This is a genomic window from Pandoraea sp. (assembly GCF_041919235.1).
Lineage (GTDB): Bacteria > Pseudomonadota > Gammaproteobacteria > Burkholderiales > Burkholderiaceae > Pandoraea.
Map to the genome: position 1 here is coordinate 1 of NZ_JAYRUC010000039.1, position 19,867 is coordinate 19,867.

Annotated in this window: 17 protein-coding genes and 1 tRNA gene; 6 read left to right on the plus strand and 12 right to left on the minus strand. The window is 62.0% G+C overall.

Annotation, left to right across the window (positions count from 1 at the left end; translation table 11 throughout):
* The 4 genes from ACE3UG_RS21400 to trxA form a co-directional block, all read right to left on the minus strand.
* The coding region (locus ACE3UG_RS21400) for an amino acid ABC transporter substrate-binding protein (protein WP_374627700.1) at positions 1–1,138 on the minus strand (1,138 nt) is incomplete at its 3' end.
* A gap of 110 nt (positions 1,139–1,248) precedes the next feature.
* Positions 1,249–1,836, minus strand: a complete 588-nt coding sequence (locus tag ACE3UG_RS21405) for an AAA family ATPase (protein WP_374627702.1) — start codon at positions 1,834–1,836, stop codon at positions 1,249–1,251.
* Positions 1,833–2,210 (minus strand): cupin domain-containing protein, encoded by a 378-nt coding sequence (locus ACE3UG_RS21410; RefSeq protein ID WP_374627704.1) that lies wholly within the window; start codon positions 2,208–2,210, stop codon positions 1,833–1,835. Before ACE3UG_RS21410 ends, ACE3UG_RS21405 begins: the two co-directional genes overlap by 4 nt.
* Positions 2,211–2,260: 50 nt before the next feature.
* The gene (gene trxA / locus ACE3UG_RS21415; protein ID WP_374627732.1) at positions 2,261–3,112 is read right to left on the minus strand and encodes a thioredoxin; all 852 of its coding nucleotides are present in this window, start codon (positions 3,110–3,112) and stop codon (positions 2,261–2,263) included.
* Positions 3,113–3,285: 173 nt separating this feature from the next.
* Here trxA and ACE3UG_RS21420 point away from each other — a divergent pair, with 173 nt between their 5' ends.
* Positions 3,286–5,814: a cation:proton antiporter gene (locus ACE3UG_RS21420; RefSeq protein ID WP_374627706.1), complete on the plus strand. Its 2,529-nt coding sequence runs from the start codon at positions 3,286–3,288 to the stop codon at positions 5,812–5,814.
* 111 nt (positions 5,815–5,925) lie between these two features.
* Here the strand turns inward: ACE3UG_RS21420 and ACE3UG_RS21425 are convergent, their stop codons facing one another.
* The gene (locus ACE3UG_RS21425; protein WP_374627708.1) at positions 5,926–6,825 is read right to left on the minus strand and encodes a pirin family protein; all 900 of its coding nucleotides are present in this window, start codon (positions 6,823–6,825) and stop codon (positions 5,926–5,928) included.
* 191 nt (positions 6,826–7,016) lie between these two features.
* On the opposite strand from ACE3UG_RS21425, the gene greB reads away from it, so the two are divergent.
* Positions 7,017–7,577: a transcription elongation factor GreB gene (gene greB / locus ACE3UG_RS21430; RefSeq protein ID WP_374627711.1), complete on the plus strand. Its 561-nt coding sequence runs from the start codon at positions 7,017–7,019 to the stop codon at positions 7,575–7,577.
* A 76-nt stretch (positions 7,578–7,653) separates the two neighbouring features.
* On the opposite strand, the gene ACE3UG_RS21435 is transcribed toward greB, so the two are convergent.
* The 4 genes from ACE3UG_RS21435 to ACE3UG_RS21450 form a co-directional block, all read right to left on the minus strand.
* Positions 7,654–10,065 (minus strand): bifunctional (p)ppGpp synthetase/guanosine-3',5'-bis(diphosphate) 3'-pyrophosphohydrolase, encoded by a 2,412-nt coding sequence (locus ACE3UG_RS21435; protein ID WP_374627713.1) that lies wholly within the window; start codon positions 10,063–10,065, stop codon positions 7,654–7,656.
* Between the two features lie 60 nt (positions 10,066–10,125).
* Complete coding sequence (gene rpoZ, locus ACE3UG_RS21440; RefSeq protein WP_150583938.1) at positions 10,126–10,332, minus strand: DNA-directed RNA polymerase subunit omega; 207 nt, start codon at positions 10,330–10,332, stop codon at positions 10,126–10,128.
* Between the two features lie 91 nt (positions 10,333–10,423).
* Positions 10,424–11,101 (minus strand): guanylate kinase, encoded by a 678-nt coding sequence (gene gmk, locus ACE3UG_RS21445; RefSeq protein WP_374627716.1) that lies wholly within the window; start codon positions 11,099–11,101, stop codon positions 10,424–10,426.
* 5 nt (positions 11,102–11,106) lie between these two features.
* Complete coding sequence (locus tag ACE3UG_RS21450) at positions 11,107–12,036, minus strand: YicC/YloC family endoribonuclease (protein ID WP_374627718.1); 930 nt, start codon at positions 12,034–12,036, stop codon at positions 11,107–11,109.
* Positions 12,037–12,248: 212 nt separating this feature from the next.
* Here ACE3UG_RS21450 and rph point away from each other — a divergent pair, with 212 nt between their 5' ends.
* From rph to hemW, 3 genes are read left to right on the plus strand one after another with little or no spacing between them, the layout of a single operon-like run.
* Positions 12,249–12,977 (plus strand): ribonuclease PH, encoded by a 729-nt coding sequence (gene rph, locus ACE3UG_RS21455; protein ID WP_374627720.1) that lies wholly within the window; start codon positions 12,249–12,251, stop codon positions 12,975–12,977.
* A 2-nt stretch (positions 12,978–12,979) separates the two neighbouring features.
* Positions 12,980–13,597 carry an RdgB/HAM1 family non-canonical purine NTP pyrophosphatase gene (gene rdgB, locus ACE3UG_RS21460; protein ID WP_374627722.1) on the plus strand — a complete coding sequence of 206 codons (618 nt, stop codon included), beginning with the start codon at positions 12,980–12,982 and terminating at the stop codon, positions 13,595–13,597.
* Between the two features lie 5 nt (positions 13,598–13,602).
* Positions 13,603–14,823, plus strand: coding sequence for a radical SAM family heme chaperone HemW (gene hemW, locus ACE3UG_RS21465; protein WP_374627724.1), 1,221 nt, complete (start codon positions 13,603–13,605; stop codon positions 14,821–14,823).
* Positions 14,824–14,956: 133 nt separating this feature from the next.
* Here the strand turns inward: hemW and ACE3UG_RS21470 are convergent, their stop codons facing one another.
* Positions 14,957–16,684, minus strand: a complete 1,728-nt coding sequence (locus ACE3UG_RS21470) for an acyl-CoA synthetase (protein ID WP_374627726.1) — start codon at positions 16,682–16,684, stop codon at positions 14,957–14,959.
* A gap of 315 nt (positions 16,685–16,999) precedes the next feature.
* On the opposite strand from ACE3UG_RS21470, the gene ACE3UG_RS21475 reads away from it, so the two are divergent.
* Positions 17,000–17,089 (plus strand) — tRNA-Ser (locus tag ACE3UG_RS21475).
* Positions 17,090–17,403: 314 nt separating this feature from the next.
* Here ACE3UG_RS21475 and ACE3UG_RS21480 read toward each other — a convergent pair.
* On the minus strand, positions 17,404–18,270 hold the full coding sequence (locus ACE3UG_RS21480; protein WP_374627728.1) for an SIR2 family protein: 867 nt from the start codon (positions 18,268–18,270) through the stop codon (positions 17,404–17,406).
* A gap of 3 nt (positions 18,271–18,273) precedes the next feature.
* Positions 18,274–19,347, minus strand: a complete 1,074-nt coding sequence (locus ACE3UG_RS21485; protein ID WP_374627730.1) for a ParA family protein — start codon at positions 19,345–19,347, stop codon at positions 18,274–18,276.
* Positions 19,348–19,867: the final 520 nt, after the last annotated feature.

The window sequence follows — 19,867 nt, forward strand, 5'->3', positions numbered from 1 at the left end:
GGGGGGCGCCCCCCCCCCCCCCGCGGGGGGGGGGGGGGGGGGGGGGGGGGTTGGGGTTGGCGTTACGGAGAGCGATACCCACACGTCCGCCGGATTTCCAGAGGGCGAGCACGTCTGGCGACGGATCGATGTGCAGTTGATGGCCGAAGGGTGGCACGGCGATCTGGAGCCATTGTCGTTGAAGCTGGGCCATGTCACCGTTGCGGAACAGTTCGGCGAGTGCGGCGTCGACGACGGATTTGAATGCTGGGTCGTCCTTGGGGAGGACGAGTGCGTAGTACTCGGGTTGATCCGAGAGTGGTGGGCCGACGATTTCGAAAGTGTTGGGCGACTTGCTGGTGGCGCGCAGGCCTTCGAGCAGGATGTCGTCGAGCGCGAGGGCTTGTGCGCGGCGTTCACGGAGCATGCGAAACGCGTCGTCGTAGTCGCGCGCCATCAGGAGTTGGAAGCCGGTTCGGGCGTGTTGGGCGCGCACGAGCCGCTCTGCGGTTGTGCCTTGCACGACGGCGAGCCGCAGTCCTCGCATATCGTCGATGGAATGGATTCCGGCGCCGTGCCGCACCATGAGGCGAACGTTGGCCGCGTAGTAAGGAAGACTGAAGGCGACCTGACGTTCGCGTTCGGCCGTCACCGTCGACGGTGCGCAATCGATGTCGATGGCATCGCCTTTGATCATGGGTCCGCGCATCTGCTCGATCACGCGCACTGGGGTACTGCGCAGCGTCTGCATCGCCATCTCGCGTTGCAAAGCGGGCAGGATGCGTTGACACAGCGCCCACGCCAGCCCCATCGGCTGATCCTTCGCGTCGACATACGAGAACGGGACCGCCGTTTGCCGATAGCCCAGCACAATGCGTCCGCGCTCGCGAATGCGCGCCATCGTGGGAGGCAGGTCGGCGGGCGCTTGCGCTGCCGCAGCGTCGCTGGCGGGCATGGCCGACGAATCTGGGAACGTCGCGGGCATGGCGATCGCACTCAACCGGGGCAGTCCGGGCACAGGCGGTTCGCCCGCGTGCGCCAGGACCGGGACCACTACCGCCAGCCCGGCGCACACCATCCGCGCGTATCGAGGGAAGTTGCGTACGAAGCCCGCGACACTGGCCGCAGGCGATGACAACGGACGAAGAGGCAGGAACATGATCGACGCGGGGACAGGGAGGAAAGTGTCCTCACATTAGCAACGCCCCTGCCCCGCTCGTCCGACGCCAACCCCTTTTCGGACAATTCCCTACGCAGATATTTCCGATATCAGCGCGTCTGCGCCAGCAGCGTCTGCAGCAGACGTTCGTCGTCGTCCGGCGTCGGTGCCGTGTTGTCGAAGCGCACGAGTCCGGGGAACGCTGCCGGAGGCGGCAGAAAACGGCGCATTCGATACTCGTCCCAATGCGCGAGCTTATACGCATCGTTTGGATTCCCCCGAGTCACGATGCGCTCCCTTGCATGCGTCTCATCCAGATCGACCCAAACGACGTGCACGCCCACATCGTCATCGACATCGAGCCACGCCCGATCGAACAGCAGCCCCTCGCGCAGCTCGCGCGAGAGCGGTGCGACCACCAGCACATTCACGCCGAGGCGCAGATTCTCGCGGGCCGTTTCCAGCAGTCCCGCGTACTCCGGCTCACGCAGCGTCTGCAAATACAGCGGGCTGTCCCGGTCGTTCGGATTGCCGCTCAGCGCCCCCATCACCGACGCGCTGTACGCTCCGTAGAGCGTGTCCTTGTCCAGCAGGCAGAACGCTTCGCCGCTGCGTCGGATCAGCGGGCCTATCAGACGCTTGGCCAGCGTCGTCTTGCCCGCCCCTGCGTGACCGCAGAAGAACACGAGGCGCGTCATGACTGTGCCCTGCGCTCGAACATGACGAAGTGCTTTCGCACCGGTTCGACGACTTCGAACACCCCTTCGAAGCCCGCCGGGATCACACAGGCGTCGCCCGGCCCAAACTCCGAGGTATTGCCGTCCAGATCGCTGATGCGAATGCGCCCCTCGATCACCGAGAAATATTCCTGGCGATGCGCACCGAATGCGATACGCCACGCGCCGGGTTCGCACGTCCATTCGCCGCAGTCGAACTCACCGAGCGCATCGGTGTAGAACGGCCGCGTCATGCGTTGCGGATTGCCGCTCACGCGACGGGCCTCTGCAGGGTGGTCGAAGACAGCCTCACCCGCCTGAGCGGGCGCGAACGTTATCAGAGAGGGAGCAGTCATCGGCGTGTGGAAAATGGGAGAAATAGGAGAAATGGGGAAAAAAGGTGCCCTCAATTGAGCGCCGCGCTCAACTTGCGTCGCCAGGCGGCCACGGTGGCGGGATCGGTCTCCGAGAGCGTGTCGAAGATAGCCAGCATCGATTTGCGTGCGGCGTCATCGCCAAACGTGCGGTCGCGCTGCACGATATCGAGCAGCGTCTGCAAAGCCGGCGCGTACGCACGATCCGCCAGATAGCGATTCGCCAGGTCGAGCCGCGCTTGCAGATTGCCGGGATCGGCTTGCACGCGCGCAAGCAGCGCCTGCGCGGGCGGTAGATGGCTTGCCTGCTCGGCAGCAGCAAGGCGCGTATTGAGCGCGGCCAGGCGAGCATCGCCACTGGCTGCGGTGCGCGGCGAGAGCAGCGCCAGTTCGGCGCGTGCCCCCTCGACATCACCCATGCCGAGCAGCACGTCGGCCAGATCGAGGCGCACATCGTCATGCGCAGGATCGAGCGCAAGCGCGGCCTGCAGCGCGTCGCGAGCGATCGCCGGCTGACCCTCGACCAGCGCCTCGCGCGCCACGCGGCGTGCCATCTCCGCCGGATTCGGAACGATCTCGTCAATAAACGCGCGTAGCTGCCCCTCGGGCAATGCGCCCACGAACTGGTCGACCGGCGCGCCATCGACGAAAGCCACCACCGTCGGCAGGCTTCGTACGCCGTACTCCGCGCAAAGCTGCGCGTTCTCGTCGGCATTGATCTTCACGAGCCGGATACGCCCCTGCGCTTGCGCTTCGAGCTTCTCGAGCAACGGCCCAAGCACATTGCACGGGCCGCACCAGGGCGCCCAGAAGTCGGCCAGTACCGGCACCTGATGCGAGACGGCCAGCACATCGGCATCGAAACTGGCGAAATGGGTATCGATCATAGGTCCTACCTAGCGTGGTAAATTGCGTGAACAGCGGCCGTCACTCATCGAATACAGCCGCCCGCTTGAAGCATGGTAATCGCAAAACTGGGCAAATCGGTACGGACGCACTTCAGCGCCCAGGGTTCCCGCCTCGGCCGCGCGCCGTCCCACGACACACAGGGAGGCACATGCACGCAGGCCACGGCACGGCAATCTTCTTCACGCAACTGCTCCTGTTGGTGCTTGTCGGCCGCCTGCTCGGCGAGCTGATGCAACGTCTGCGCCAGCCGGCCGTCATGGGGCAGTTGCTGGCCGGCGTGTTGCTCGGCCCCTCCGTTTTCGGCGCGCTGCTGCCCGCCTGGCAACACGCCATCTTCCCCGATACCGACGCGCAGAAAAAGATGCTCGACGCCGTCGCCGAGCTGGGCGTGCTGCTGTTGCTGCTCTCCACCGGGCTCGAAACCGATCTGGGTCTCGTTCGCCGCATGAAGCGAATGGCGATCTTCGCGTCGGCCGGCGGCATGGTGATTCCGTTCGCGTGCGGCTTCGCGCTCGGCTGGCACCTGCCCGACAATCTGCTGCCGCACCCCGAGGCCAGGCTGGTCACCGCCCTCTTCCTCGGGACCGCGCTGTCCATTTCGTCAGTCAAAGTCGTGGCGATGGTCATTCGCGAAGTCGACTATCTGCGCCGCAATATCGGCCAGGTCATCCTGGCGGCCGCCATTCTCGACGACACCACCGGCTGGATCATCATCGCCGCCATTGCCGGTCTGGGAGCGAGCGGCTCGATCGATCTCGGCCGGCTGACCTTCAGCCTTGGGGGCACGTTGCTGTTCATCGTGCTGTGCTTCACCGTGGGCAAACGTGCCGTGGCCGTGGCGATTCGGTGGACCAACGACCGCTTCACCGTCGAGATGCCCGTGCTCAGCACGATACTCGTCATCACGTTCGTGCTGGCGCTTGCGACCGACAGGCTCGGCGTGCATACCGCGCTGGGCGCGTTCATGGCGGGTGTCATGATAGGACAGTCGCCCATTCTTACCGAACAGATCGAGGCACAGCTACGCGGGTTGATCGTAGCCCTGTTCGCGCCCGTGTTTTTCGGCGTTGCAGGCCTGTCGGTCGATATGACGATTCTGTTCGACTGGCGCATGCTCGGACTCGTTGCCGGATTGATCCTGATCGCGAGCGTCGGCAAATTCACCGGCGGCTTCATCGGCGGGCGCCTCGGCGGCATGTCCTCGGCGGAAGCTCTGGCGCTCGCCACAGGCATGAACGCGCGCGGCTCCACCGAGATCATTGTGGCGAGCATCGGGCTGTCGCTCGGCGTGCTCAGCACCGATCTGTTCACGATGATCGTCATCATGGCGCTTGCCACCACGCTCGTCATGCCACCTGTGCTGCGTCGCGCGCTCGTGCGCATACCGCTCTCGGCGCAGGAGCGGGCCCGGCTCGAAAAGGAAGCGGCCGAAGCAAAGGACTTCCTGCCGAACGTCGAGCGCATTCTGGCCGCTGTGGACGGCAGCGCCAACGGGCGCTTCGCTGCATGGATCGCCGGGCTGACGGCCGGCGTGCGCGGCACGCTGACGACCGTACTTGCCCCCGCGCCGGCCAAGTCGGACGACGACAAGGCTGCGCGCCACGTCAGCGAACGGGCGCACACCCCCGTCAGGCCAGGCGGGAGCGACACGTCCGCGGCCGACACGGGGCGCGAAGGCGCCGGGCGCGACGCGTTTGAAATCGCACTCGCCGCCGCCAAGCTGGCGGTGCCGCGTGCGCCGGGCACACCGGGGGTCGAAGACGACACGGGGTCTGACAATGCAGGGGAAGCTGCGCGCCTCGTCCTTCGCGAGCGTACCGGCAAACCGCCGCAAAAAACACCGGAACTGCCGCACGGGCCGGTGAAAGCGGGCAAACCGGAGGAGGCGCCGTCAGATTCACCGGATGCGCCCGACGCCGAAGCCCCGCAGCGTGACCCCGTGGGGGAAGCCCACGACAGCAAGCGAGTGAGCGAGGCAACCGAGGAAGGGAATTTCATCGCGAGCGATCCGTCCGATGCTGCACGCAGTCAAGACGCGTCGCAAACCGACCGCAGTCACGAAGCCACCCGCATCTCCGACGAAATCGCCAAGGGCTACGGCTTCGTCATCGCTGGATTCGATGCCCCAGGCGAGGAGTCGGATTCCGACGTTCCCCCATTGCCGCTGCCCAAAGGCGTGCTGACGCTCACCAAAGCGTTCGACGGCGCCATCGCCATTGTGCTGGCTCACGGCGAACATGCCAGTCAGCCCGACGCACCGCTCGACATTCTCGTGCCGGTCTCGGGCACCCACTATTCACGGCACGCGGTCGAGTTTGCAATCACGCTTGCACGAGCGGCGAATGCACCGGTCACGGCGCTCCACGTCTCGGCCCGGGTCGGACCCGGCGTGCTGCATCGGCGTTGGCGCCCCCAGGTGCTGCGCCCGGACGCTGCCGAAGCCGCCATGATGGACAATCTGCAGGCGCTGGCCGAGCGTAACAAAGTCGAGCTTCGTACGCTCCTGCTTGCGCGCGGCAAGGTCGACGAAGCCGTGTTGCAGCAGATCGAACACGGCAAGCACAATCTGCTCGTGCTCGGCGTGCAACCGCGTTTCGGCGACCGTCTCAACTTCGGCGCACTCTCTCACCGCTTGCTCGAAGCCCGCCGCTGCTCGGTCATCGTACTGAGTGCCTGAATGCCTGAATGCCTGAGTGCCTGAGGGCGTCGTGCGTCGGCGCCCGAGCCCCGCGTGGCAAACCCGCTGCCGGGCGCTTCAGCAACGGGCGCCGAAGCGCTCGCGCGAGCCTCAATTCGCTGACGGCTTACGCTCAGGCAGCGCAATCCACTCCGTCTCCCCTGGCACTTTACCCATTTGCTGGGCCGTCCAGGCCGCCTTGGCCTGTTCGATGCGCTCGCGGCTCGACGACACGAAGTTCCAGAAGATGAAGCGCTCGCCATCGAGCGGCGCACCGCCAAGCAGCATCAGACGCGCCGGCTTGTTCCCGGCCACGATGCGCATGTCTGCGTCCGGTGCGAGCACACCCATGCGGTGTTCGGGCAACAGCTCGTCGTTCACCGTGACCTCGCCTTGCACCGTGTAGACCGCGCGCTGCGCATACTCGGGCGGCAACACAAACGCCGCGCATGCCTCCATCTCGACGGCCAGATAAAAAATCGGCGAGAACACCTTCACCGGCGCCTTTTCCCCAAAGGCCTCACCGAGAATCAGGCGCATGTGCACGCCGGGCAGGAAAATGTCCGGCAGCGACGACGCGGCGTGATGCGCAAACGTCGGCTCGGTCTCTTCGTCGGCCTGCGGCAGCGCGACCCACGTCTGGATGCCGTGCACGGCGCCGCCGCGCTCGCGCACGTCATCCGGCGTGCGCTCGGAGTGCACGATGCCGCGCCCCGCCGTCATCCAGTTCACCGCGCCCGGTGTGATGCGCTGGTCACTGCCCAGACTGTCGCGGTGCCAGATTTCCCCATCGAACAGATACGTGACAGTCGCAAGCCCGATGTGCGGATGCGGGCGAACGTCCATCCCCTGCCCCGGCGCAAGCGTAGCCGGCCCCATGTGGTCGAAAAAAATGAACGGCCCCACCGTCTTGATGGGCAGACTGGGCAGACTGCGCTGCACGGTGAAGGCACCGATATCGCTCAAATGCGGTTTGAGCACGGCAAGGAAGGGGCTTGTGGAATCGGTCATGTGCGGTTCTCCTGCGTTCAAATGGGGCGGATGTGAGCCGATTGTAGAGGACATTGCCGGCACGCTCCATGACACCTGAGCATGATCGCCGGACAGCGATGGGTGCCCGTGCACCTGATCGATACACATCGCTCCTATAATGCAGAGATCCTCAAACGCTCCCCGCACGCGCGCGTCGCGTGCATCGACCTATGAACAAGGCCTTCGTCAAGGAAGACAGCGGCGACGACGATGATGATCTCGACGCCGGTGCCCCGGAAATTCCCGCGGGCGCAAAGAACTACATCACACCTACCGGCTATCAGCGGCTGAAGGACGAATTGCTCGATCTCATCGACAATCAGCGCCCGGAAGTCGTGAAGGTCGTGTCGTGGGCGGCATCGAACGGCGACCGCTCCGAGAACGGCGACTACATCTACGGCAAGCGGCGTTTGCGCGAAATCGACAGACGTATCCGCTTTCTCACGCGACGCCTCGATAATGCCGAGGTCGTCGACACGCGTCGGCAGGAAAACGTCGATCAGGTGTTCTTCGGTGCGGAAGTGACGTATGCCGATGGCAAGGGCGAGTCGCATACGATCATGATCGTCGGCATCGACGAGGTCGATCTCGACCGGGGGCATGTCAGTTGGATTTCGCCTATCGCCCGTGCGATCACCAAAGCGAAGGTCGGCGACACGGTGCCGCTGCGCACGCCGGCCGGGCTCGAACAGATTGAGATTCTCGACGTGCACTACCCGCCGTCGGCATGACGATCGCGCCCGCTCGCGCTTATCCCGATAGGGGCGCGGGCGCGCCCCGCACAATGCTGGGGCGCTGTCCGGTGCGTCAGTAGTTGCCGCGCTCTCGCGCAATGCGCATGGCGTGATTGGCATGGAGCGCGTCTTGATGACGCTCGCGCGCTACGCGCATGACGTCCGGATTCACGCGGATACGGCGCATCACGTTGGCCAGATGCACACGATCGCTGACCTGGATCAGGAAGCGCAGGGTTGCCGATTCGTCCGGCACCACTTCATCCATGCCAATGTGCACGATGTTCGCGTCCGACGCGGTAATGTCGGCGGCCACCCGCGAGAACACGCCACGGTTGTGGCGCACGAGCACCTTGATGCCCACATCGAACAGGCGCCCCGGTTGCGTTGCCCATGCGACGTCGATCCAGCGGGTGGGATCCTTGCGGTGGATACGGCGCGCGACCGGGCAATCGGTCGTGTGGATCGCCATGCCCAGTCCAATGCCGATGTAGCCCATGATCGCATCGCCAGGAATCGGGCGGCAGCACGCCGAGAATTGCACCGACATCCCTTCCGTGCCGGTGATGAGCACCGGCGGCCCCACACTTTCTTCGCCGGTACGCGGGGAATCGGTGTCGTCCGGGCTGTCGGTATCGTTCTCGCTTTCCTTGCCCGACGAGAGCACTGCGAGACGCTTGGCCATGACGGCCGGCACGCGACGGCCCAACCCGATGTCGGCGAAGATATCCTGCCGATCCTTGTTGCCGGTCCACTGTGCGAGCTTGTCCCAGATCTCGGGTGCAATGTCGCCCATCGTCAGACCGTAGCCCTTGAGCGCTTGCTCCACCAGACGCTCGCCGAGTTGCACCGACTCGGCAAAGCGCATCGTCTTGAGGTAATGACGAATGGCCGAGCGCGCTTTGCCGGTCCGCACGAAGCCGAGCCAGACGGGATTCGGCTTGGAGTATGGCGCCGTGATGACTTCGACGATGTCGCCGTTCTTCAGCTCGGTGCGCAGTGGCAGCAGCTCGTTGTTGATTTTGACGGCGACACACTGATTGCCGAGATCGCTGTGGACCGAATAGGCGAAGTCGAGCGCGGTGGCACCGCGCGGCAGCGCCATGATGCGCGCCTTGGGCGTGAAAACGTAGACGGCGTCGGGGAACAGGTCGATCTTGACGTGTTCGAGAAACTCGGTCGAATCGCCGGTCTCGCTCTGAATGTCGAGCAGCGACTGCAGCCATTGATGCGCGTGCTTCTGCACATCGTTCATGTCGGCGCCACCGTTCTTGTAGAGCCAGTGCGCGGCCACGCCCGCTTCCGCAATCTCATGCATGCGGCGCGTGCGAATCTGGAATTCGATGGGGGTGCCGAACGGGCCAACGAGTGTCGTATGCAGCGACTGATACCCGTTGACCTTCGGGATGGCAATGTAGTCCTTGAACTTGCCCGGTACCGGCTTGTAGAGCGCGTGCAACACGCCGAGCGCCAGGTAGCACTGCGCGTTCGACTCGACGACGACACGGAAGCCGTAGACGTCGAGCACCTGCGAGAACGACAGTTGTTTCTCCTGCATCTTGTTGTAGATGCTGAAGAGCGTCTTTTCGCGGCCGAAGACATCGGCGCTCACGCCGCCCTCGGTCAGCGCCTTCTCGACGGCGTCGAGAATCTTGCCGACCACTTCACGACGGTTGCCGCGTGCAGCCCTCACCGCCTTGTCGAGCACGGCGTGGCGACGCGGATGGTAATTCGCGAAACTCAGGTCCTGGAGTTCGCGATAGGTATTGTTCAGTCCGAGACGGTGAGCGATGGGCGCGTAGATGTCGAGCGTCTCGCGTGCCACTCGGCGTTGTTTCTCCGTCGAGGTGACGCCCAGCGTGCGCATGTTGTGCAGGCGGTCGGCGAGCTTGACGAGAATGACGCGAACGTCGCGCGACATGGCGAGCAGCATCTTGCGAAAGCTCTCGGCCTGCGCCTCTTCCCGGCTGCGAAACTCCATCTTGTCGAGTTTCGACAGGCCGTCGACCAGTTCCGCGACCTTTGGGCCGAATCGCTCGGCGAGCTCGGCCTTGGTCACGCCCTGGTCTTCCATCACGTCGTGCAGCAGGGCGGCCATGATCGACTGCGCATCGAGCTTCCACTCGGCACAGATCTCGGCAACGGCGACGGGATGGGTAATGTAGGGCTGTCCGCTCTGGCGATACTGGCCCAGGTGGGCCTCGTCGCTGAACTGGAATGCTTCCTTGATTTGCGCGAGGTCGTTTTCCTTGAGGTACTCCCCAAGCATGCCCTTCAGACGGGCGATCGAGACGACCTCGGGCTTGCGCGGCTGCTCAGGCGTTGCCGTCGGACCGAAGAGGTGCCGATACGACTGCTCCAGCAGTGCGTCGATGTATTGCCGCGTGGCGCTTTCGCCCTTCTTCTTCTTGCGCTCGGGCTTGGGCTCCCCCGCTTTGGGTTCATCCGCAGCGATGGACGCGGCCGGTGATTTCGCATGACTCATACGTGTACCTGCATCGTCGAGCGGCCCGGAACGTCACATCGCATCAGTGCTGTCTCCCGATCAGAGCGGCACTTTCTTGAGCATCTCGATGCCGACCTGCCCCGCAGCGATTTCGCGCAGCGCGATGACAGTTGGCTTGTCCTTGTTGTTCTCGAGCTTCGGCGTGTGACCTTGCGCCAGTTGTCGAGCGCGGTAGGTCGCGGCGAGTGCCAGCTCGAAGCGATTCGGAATTCTTTTCAGGCAATCTTCAACGGTAATACGGGCCATAAGGGGGTTCCTTCTTGATATGAGGCATATTCTATCGCAGCCGGCGCACGCTCGCCCAAAACACGAGCGCGGCGCGCGAACGCGAGGGTGTCTACTGCTGATCGTTCGGTGCGTGAATATCGAGGTCGGTGAACAGCGTCTTGTGCCGGGCGTACTGCGAGGCGAAGCGCAGACGGACTGCGGTGAAGACCGATTGCAGTTGATCGAGCGCCCGCTGGAATTCGTCGTTGATGATGATGAAATCCGCTTCGGGTGCGTGTGCGATTTCTCCGCCGGCCGCCAGCAAGCGTCGCGCGATCACGTTGGGCTCGTCCGTGCCGCGCTTCTTCAGGCGCTCCTCCAGCGCGGCGATGGACGGCGGCAGAATGAAGATGCCGACCGCATTCGAAAAGCGCTTGCGAACCTGCTGCGCGCCCTGCCAATCGATCTCGAGCAGCACATCGCGACCTTCGCGCATCTGGTCCTCGATCCACACGCGCGACGTGCCGTAATAGTTACCGTGAACTTCCGCACTTTCCAGGAATTCGCCGCGCTTTCTTCGCGCCAGAAACTGATCCACGGAAATGAAGTGGTAATGCACGCCCTCTTCTTCGTTCTGACGCGGCGCGCGCGTGGTGCACGAGATCGACAGGCGAACGTCGTTATCCTGCGCGAGCAGTGCGTTGACGAGCGTGGATTTGCCCGCGCCCGAGGGGGCGACCACCATAAACAGGTTGCCGGGATACTCGGCATGAAGGGCGGTTGGCGGGACTTGCGATTGCGAGGACATGCGACTTACTCCAGATTCTGCACTTGCTCACGCATCTGCTCGATGTAGAGCTTGAGCGCCATCGAGGCATCGGCGAGTTCCTTCGAGGCGGCTTTCGAGCCGAGCGTGTTCGCTTCGCGATTGAGCTCCTGCATCATGAAGTCCAGCCGTTTGCCGACCAATCCCCCCTTGTCGAGGACATGGCGGGTTTCCTTCAGGTGGGCGTCGAGCCGTGTGAGTTCCTCGGCAACGTCGATACGCACCCCGTAAATCGTCACTTCCTGACGAATACGCTCGGCGATTTCGTCCTTGCCCGGCGCGACCGAACCCTCCGGCACCACGAGACCCAGCGCTTCCAGAAGCCGATCGACGATCTTCTGTTGATGGCGTGCGATCAGCTCCGGCACCAGCGGCTGTAGGCCCGAGAGGATCTTCTCCATGTTCTCGATGCGTTCGATGAGGCTTGCCTTGAGCTGCGCGCCCTCGCGCTTGCGTACGTCGACGAGATCGCCGATGGCGGCGCGTCCGGCATCGATCACGGCGTCACGCAGCGCGTCGGCCGTCACCGACTCCTCGCCGAGCACGCCCGGCCAGCGCAGGATTTCGCCGGTGCGCATGCGCTCGGCGTCAGGAAAGAGCGCGAGCACTTGTTGTTCGAGTTCGGCGAGTCGTTTGACCGCGTCGGGATTGAGCGCACCGCTCGCGCCGCTCTCCGGACGTTGTATGTTGATGCGAATGTCGACCTTGCCGCGCGAGAGCTTGCCGGTAAGCGCTTCGCGCAGCACCGGTTCGCAGGCACGGGCTTCTTCTGGCATGCGGAATGCCAGATCGAGGAAGCGCGAATTGACCGTACGCAACTCGACCGACACGCTCGCGCCTGCGGCCCCATCGGCATGCGCAATGTCGCGCGTGACGCTGGCGTAGCCGGTCATACTGTAGATATTGTTGTCTTTCATCGGGGTGACCGGTACCACAGCCTCGCGAGGGTGTTTCAGCGGGCGATGCAGCAGCCGGTATTGCATGCATGGATGAAACGCGATTATCGCATTTTCCGGCCCGAGGCTCCCGATTCGGCTTGGTGGCGCCGGGCCAGTGCCGCCAAGCCTGGGGCGTTTAGCGATACCATTCGGGTATTGCTGCATCCATTCACCTCGCAGGACACTCATCCATGACGCAAATCCCCCGCCCGGACGGCCGTGCGCACGACGCATTGCGGCCCGTGCGCATCACCCGCCAATACACCCGCTACGCTGAAGGTTCCGTGTTGATCGAATGCGGCGAGACCAAGGTCATCTGCACCGCCAGCGTTGAAGAAAAAGTACCTGGTTTCCTGCGCGATTCCGGCCAGGGCTGGCTCACGGCCGAATACGGCATGCTGCCGCGCGCCACGCACACGCGTGGTGATCGTGAAGCCGCGCGCGGCAAACAGAGTGGGCGCACGCAGGAGATACAGCGCTTGATCGGCCGTTCGCTGCGCGCCGTGTTCGATCTGGAGAAGTTCGGCCCGCGCACGATCCAAATCGACTGCGACGTCATTCAGGCGGACGGCGGCACGCGTTGCGCGTCTATCACGGGCGCATTCGTTGCGGCGCACGATGCGGTCTCGAAGCTCATTGCCGAGGGCAAACTCGAATCGTCGCCCATTCGTGCGCACGTCGCCGCTGTCTCGGTCGGGTTGTACCAAGGCCAGCCGGTGCTCGATCTGAACTATGTCGAAGATTCCGCGTGCGATACCGACATGAACGTCATCATGACGAGCGAAGGCGGCTTCGTCGAGATTCAGGGCACGGCGGAAGGCGAGCCGTTCACGCGTGCGCAGAGCAATGTGTTGCTCGATCTGGCCGATGCCGGCATTCGCGCGTTGATCGACGAACAGAAGCGCGCGCTGGGGGTGTAACGATGGTCATGCAGAAGATCGTGCTGGCGTCGAACAACCCGGGCAAGCTTCGCGAGTTCGCGTCGATGTTCGAGCCGCTCGGCATCGAGCTGGTGCCGCAGGGCATGCTTGGCGTGCATGAGGCGGAAGAGCCGCATGTGACCTTCATCGAGAATGCGCTGGCGAAGGCGCGTCACGCGTCGGCGGCGACGGGGCTGCCCGCGTTGGCGGACGACTCGGGCCTGTGCGTGCCGGTACTCGGCGGTGCGCCGGGTGTGTATTCCGCGCGCTACGCGGCACGCGCCGGGCGCGAGAAGTCCGATGCGGCGAACAACCGTCATCTGATCGAGCAACTCGCGCAGCACGCCGACACCGCTGGCTATCGCGACGCCTATTATTTCGCCGCGCTGGTGTTGGTGCGTCATGCCGAAGATCCGCAGCCGATCATTGCCGAAGGCCGTTGGGATGGCGAGATTGTCGACACGGCGCGCGGCGCGCACGGCTTTGGCTACGATCCGCACTTTCTGATTCGCTCGTTGAATCAAACGGCTGCCGAGCTCGATCCTGCGGTGAAGAACGTGCATAGCCACCGAGCGCGCGCCCTGCGCGTGCTGCTCGAGAAGCTGGGCCGGGAGGCGTGAGCGGAATGATTCGGTCAGCGCTCCCCGTGCAGAATTTCCTGCGGCCCGGCACGATCAGTTTGCCGGCGCTGCCGCCGATGTCGTTGTACGTGCACTTTCCGTGGTGCGTGCGCAAGTGTCCCTATTGCGACTTCAACTCGCACGAGTGGCGTGGCGACGGCGGCGCGCAGGCGTTCCCCGAGCAGGCCTATCTCGATGCGTTGCGTCAGGATCTGGAGCAGGCTTTGCCGTTGGTGTGGGGACGTCCGGTGCACACCGTCTTCATTGGCGGCGGCACGCCGAGTTTATTGTCGGCTGCCGGACTGGACCGACTGCTCTCGGATTTGCGCGCCCTGCTGCCGCTGGACGCCGACGCGGAAATCACGATGGAGGCGAACCCCGGCACGTTCGAGGCAGACAAGTTCCGGAGCTTTCGTGCGAGCGGCATCAACCGGCTGTCGATCGGCATTCAGAGCTTCAACAGCGAGCATCTGAAAGCACTTGGACGCATTCACGACGGTGACGAAGCGCGTCATGCGATCGAGATCGCGCAGGCCAACTTCGACAACTTCAACCTCGACCTGATGTTCGCGCTGCCGAACCAGACGTTGGCACAGTGTCGGCAGGACGTGGAGACTGCGCTGTCGTTCGCCCCGCCGCATTTGTCGCTGTATCACCTCACGCTCGAACCGAATACGCAGTTTCACAAGTATCCGCCGACCGTGCCTGACGACGACACGGCGGCCGACATGCAGGACTGGATTGCCGAGCGCACGGCATTGGCGGGCTATGAGCATTACGAGGTGTCGGCGTATGCAACGCCGCATCGACGCGCGAAGCACAACGTGAATTATTGGGAGTTTGGCGACTATCTCGGTATCGGTGCGGGCGCGCACAGCAAGATTTCGTTTCCGCACCGCGTGCTGCGACAAGTCCGGCACAAGCATCCGCAGCGGTTTATGGAGGCGGCAGCGGCGGGCAACGCGATCCAGGAGGAGCGAGAGGTCGAGCCGCGCGATTTACCGTTCGAGTTCATGCTCAATGCGTTGCGGCTGACCCATGGCGTGAAGAGCGAGCTTTTCGCGGATCGCGTTGGGTTGCCGATGGCGAAAATTGCCAAGGCACTTGCCACGGGTGTAGAGAAGGGACTGCTCGTGGACGATCCGCTGCGCATTGCGCCCACTGAGCTGGGACAGCGTTTCCTGAACGACCTTCAGGCGATGTTTCTCGAGCGCGACGCGAAGTGATTGACTGACATTGCCTTTGCGCCTTTGTACCTTTGCGCCCGAGCGGCAGTGGACAGAGGCAGGCGAGAGGCACGTCAGCGCGATGCGCCTGCCGCTGCGCCCTGCCCGGCTCGAACGGCCGGGGCGGGTGGGATCATCCCTGCATGGGGCCCATTTCCCGCAGCGCTTTGCGAACGATCTTGCCGGTGACGGTCATCGGCAGTTCCGGGAGAAAGACGACCTTGCGCGGATACTCATGCGCGGCGAGCCGGCGTTTCACGAAATCCTGAATTTCCTTGGCGAGGATATCGGACGGTTCGTACCCTTCGCGCAGCACCACGAACGCCTTCACGATTTCGGTACGCAATGCATCGGGCTCGCCGATGACGGCCGCGAACTGGACGGACGGGTGCCGGAGCAGACAGTCTTCGATGGGTCCGGGACCGATGCGGTAACCGGCGCTGGTAATGACGTCGTCCGAGCGGCCGGTGAAGGTGATGTACCCCTGCTCGTCCATGAATCCCGAGTCACCTGTGAGCAGGAAGTCACCGCGATACTTGTCCATTGTCGCGTCCGGGTTGTGCCAATAGCCGAGGAACATGACTGGATTGGGTTTTGCGATGGCGATATTGCCGACGGTGCCCATGGGCAGGGGCGTGCCGTCGTCGTCGACGATGGTCACGTCGTGACCGCGAACGGCGCGTCCGATGGCGCCGGGCAACGCGGGAAATTCTGCGGCGCATGACGAGACGACCATATTGCACTCGGTTTGCCCGTAGAACTCGTTGATATCGACGCCGAGGTGTTCGCGTCCCCATGCCAACAGTTCGGGGCCGAGCGACTCGCCGCCGCTGGCGACGGAGCGCAATTGCAGGGGCCAGTGTTCGCGTGGCGAGGCGACCGTGCGCAGCATCTTGAGGGCGGTGGGTGGCAGGAAGGTATTGCGCACGCCGTGGCGTGCCATCAGATCGAATGCGGCGACCGGATCGAACTTCTCGAAGCGTCGCGAGAGCACGGGCACGCCGTGATGCAGGGCGGGCAGCAGGACATCGAGCAAGCCGCCGATCCAGGCCCAGTCGGCGGGCGTCCAGATCAGATCGCCTGCTTGAGGAAAGCCGTTGTGCGACGTCTCGACGCCGGGGAGATGGCCGAGCAGGACGCGGTGCGCGTGCAGTGCGCCTTTGGGTTTGCCGGTGGTACCGGAGGTGTAGATGATCAGGGCGGGGGCGTCGGCGCGGGTCTGGACGGGTTCGAAGTGGGAATTGCGCGATGCGATGGCGGGCCAGAGTGCGAGCAGACCGTCTTCGGCGACGCCCCAGTCTTCGTCGTCGGTGACGTGATGGTGGGCTTCGGGCAGGTCGTCGTGGACGACATAGACGAGGCGCAGGTCGGGGAGTTCGGCGCGAATGTCGTCGATCTTGCCGATGCTCGCGAGGTCGGTGACGAGCACGGTGGCGCCGGAGTTTTGCAGGCGATAGGCGAGTGCTTCGGGGCCGAAGAGGGTGAAGAGGGGAACGGCGATGGCGCCGAGTTTATAGGCGGCGACGTGGGCGACGAGCGTGGCGGGCGATTGTGGCAGGAAGATGCCGATGCGGTCGCCGGCCTTGACGCCTTGGGCGCGCCATTCGTTGGCGAGTTGGTTCGAGAGTTGTTTGAGGAGGTCGAACGTGAGTCGCACGTGCGAGCCGTCGGCGCTTTCGTGGATGAGCGCGAGGCGGTTGGAGCCATTGGCCCATTTGTCGCAGACGTCGACACCGATGTTGTAGAGGGTGGGGATCTGCCAGGAGAATGTTTTGGCAGTCGGGGCGTCGTTGGTCGCGCGTTCGCCGCTGGCGTCATTCGACGTCTCCGGGGCGGCGTCGCGGGAGGTGTCGGCATCCATGAGGTGTCTCCGGGTCATGTCAGGCCTCGTACGGTAACGCGATGGGCGTTCACCGCACGTCTTCAGGCATGATGCATGCCGGACGGTGACAAGACAAGGGGTGGGTGGGTGAGTTGTGAGGATTTGTGCGGGATGTGAGGCGATTTGGGGGGAACGAGGGCTTCACAGGACGGGATGAGCGGGTATAATGCCGGCTGCCGTGCGGTACCGGTCTGCGCCGGGATTCCGACGCCGATTCCCCCGGACCGCACGCATCCCAAGCTGTCGAACGAGACGGCATCGCATGCCACGACACCCGGTCGTGCGCCACGCCCCGGAGGCGTGCCAGAGTGGTTTAATGGACTGGTCTTGAAAACCAGCGAAGGGGTAACCCTTCCGTGAGTTCGAATCTCACCGCCTCCGCCAGTTTTCTTAGGTTTTCCCGATAGTGGCTACTGACTTTTTGGGGCGGTGCTCCGCAAAAGCAGGAAATTGCGCCGTGTGACGCGTCGTTCGGACCAGGCGGTGACGAAGGCGCTTAGGTGCGATTAATGGCGGCTTTCGCCCCGCTGGGGCCGCTCGATGCGCTGCAATGGCAGCGGCGGTTGTGGAGTGTCATTTGACCATTCGCTCATGGGGATCTAGCGGTAAGTCATTGAGCAACGTCGCCATCTACGCATTCGTGAGAAACGATGTTTCGAGATGCTCTTCAGTGAATTCTGCAGGTCGGCGAATTGCAGTCAAATCGCAGTCGGATTGGCTTCGCGCTTTTCTACTACTAAATTGGCAAGATCCTCCAGTCCAGCAAGAAATTCCTCATGGTCATCGCCTCCATACTCGACGAATCTCAGGTTGTATGATTTCGTCGCAGCAGACTTTAGCGCCTCGTGCATTGAACCTTGGGGAACCACTGCATAATGCTGATGCGCGCTTGGAGCAGTGATATTGGTGTTTTCCAGTAATAGCTGAATGTCTGGATCACTAAGGCTGTACCCAATGAAAAGCAAAGTGTGAGTAATAAACAGAGCGTCGAGTATTTTGAAAAAGTTCGGCGATTCCTGTCGCGCCTTAAAGTACTGATGCTTCGTCAGCACCCCCTTAGATGGGTCGGTGACACACCCGTGTGCTTTGATAATAGACCGGACCGGCGAGCGAAGGTCGTTAATTAGATGAGTCTCATAATATCGGCAGACATTGTATCCAGCCGAAGCGTCACCCGTTGCACAATATTTTTCATAAATATCGTCGTAGTTTGTAGTAACCACGATCTTTGGGTCTAACTTAAGGATCGACTTATGCGCACTAGAAGCTTGGTATCTCGGTGTGATGAACTCTGCGCGCATTATTGCCGCAAAATCTGCTGCACTGACTCGGGAGCAGATAACTTCCGCAGCGTCGAGATATTCTTTGGCTTCAATTTTTTCCAACGCGAAATTCTTGTCGCTTCCTAGCGGCATGGCGGCATGCAAAAGATGCAACAGAGCGGCCCAGTCGGGCGGCGACTTGGTTCCATCGGCGCTTCGACAACCGGCGGACACTCCCGATCCCATAAACACAATACAGCGCCGAGCGGCCAGTTCATCCACAAACGATTTATCCCATTCCATAGGTTAGGCGACCAGAGGACTGTTAATGTTCGAAATGAGATTGTCTGCAAGACGAGTCAATATTGATACATATTCGTCTCGCTGCTGAAACTGGGAACCAACTAGTCCGTCCTGAGACCTCAGAGACATGATCGGCGCCGATACCGTTTGAGCCAACGGAATCAAACTGTAAAGATGAGGGATGTCACCGAGCTTTGCGCTCGAAAATTCGTTTCTTGAACCCCAAAAATTCCCGAGAGATTTTTCAACCTCGGCAGGAACGTTATTAATAATTTCTTCATACGCTTTGGTTGGACGACGAATCCCTTGCTTCGATTTCGTAATATATTGCTGAAGCGTGTACCCGGAAAATCCATGCTGTATCAGCAGCGAAGTCGAAATCGGATAGTTTTGAATGCGATTGGGTGCTGCTTTTTCACAAAGCTCCAGGGCGTTTTCGTACAGTTCGGCCCACGATTTGAGCCACTCGCCGATATTTCTAACGCCAAGAATACTAAATATGTCTGTTCCCATGGGTGTCACAAAACGGTCACAACCAATGAGAATGCTGCGGTTTAGCGCTCCGAGACTTGGCCCTAGGTCGAAGAAGACTAGGTCATATCGGTGCTGAATTACTCTACACAGTGCGGTGCTCCAATTGGTTTGCCTGATTCCGCCGAGATCGCCGCCTTTCAACGAATGCCAAGCTGCGCCTAAACGATCTTCGACGATTGACAGGGCAGGATGACCGGGAATTAAATCCACGTGGAATCTATTTTCGCTTGATTTTACAGGGACAATATTCCCGTTTATGTCAGAGTCACCATCCTCAATTTTTTGCAAGATCTCTTTGACGGTGGTTACTCCATTGGTATCGGCATGATCCCAATACAGCGAGGTTGCATAAGCTTCGCCCATAATTAGCTGGGTCGAATTGCACTGAGGGTCACAGTCGACGACCAGCACGCGTTTGTTATATTTTGTCGACAAGAGGGACGCGAGGTTACAAGTCAACGTTGTTTTGCCCACGCCTCCTTTGTTATTGAACATGGATAGCGAAACCATTTTAGATTGGGACTGCGGATTTTTGGCCGCCATAGATGCCTCTTCCTTGTTGTATGCGTATATTCTACTTTCGTTCGCGTGCGGTGGGGTCAGTTCGTTTGTCGGTCGAACCCTATTTTAGGCGTTGATTGAACAATGACGTGATCGTACTTCCGCTCAGAAGCTGCTGACTGAAATCAGGTGCGTTGCCTTAGCGCACTCGTCCACGATGCATCGATAAAGATAGCGTGCAGAGGTCCGGCACTGAAGAAGGAGGCGACATTCGAGTGTCGGATCTGGCGCCACGACCAATGGCTATAGACGGCCGTTAACCGCCGTCCCCGAAGGCAGAAGGACGTGTTGGTGGACGCATGAAAAAGCCCCGTCCGAACAGGGCTTTTAAAGGTTAGGGCTAGTGACCTGCCCGGGAAATTTCGTACCAAAGGGATCTGGAGATAATGGCTCCTCAGCTCAGACGAGGAGTTGGTATGAAGAAAAGCCGGTACAGTGACGAGCAGATCGTGCGAATTCTGCGCGAAGCGGATCGAGATACGATCCCCGAGGTGGCCAAGCG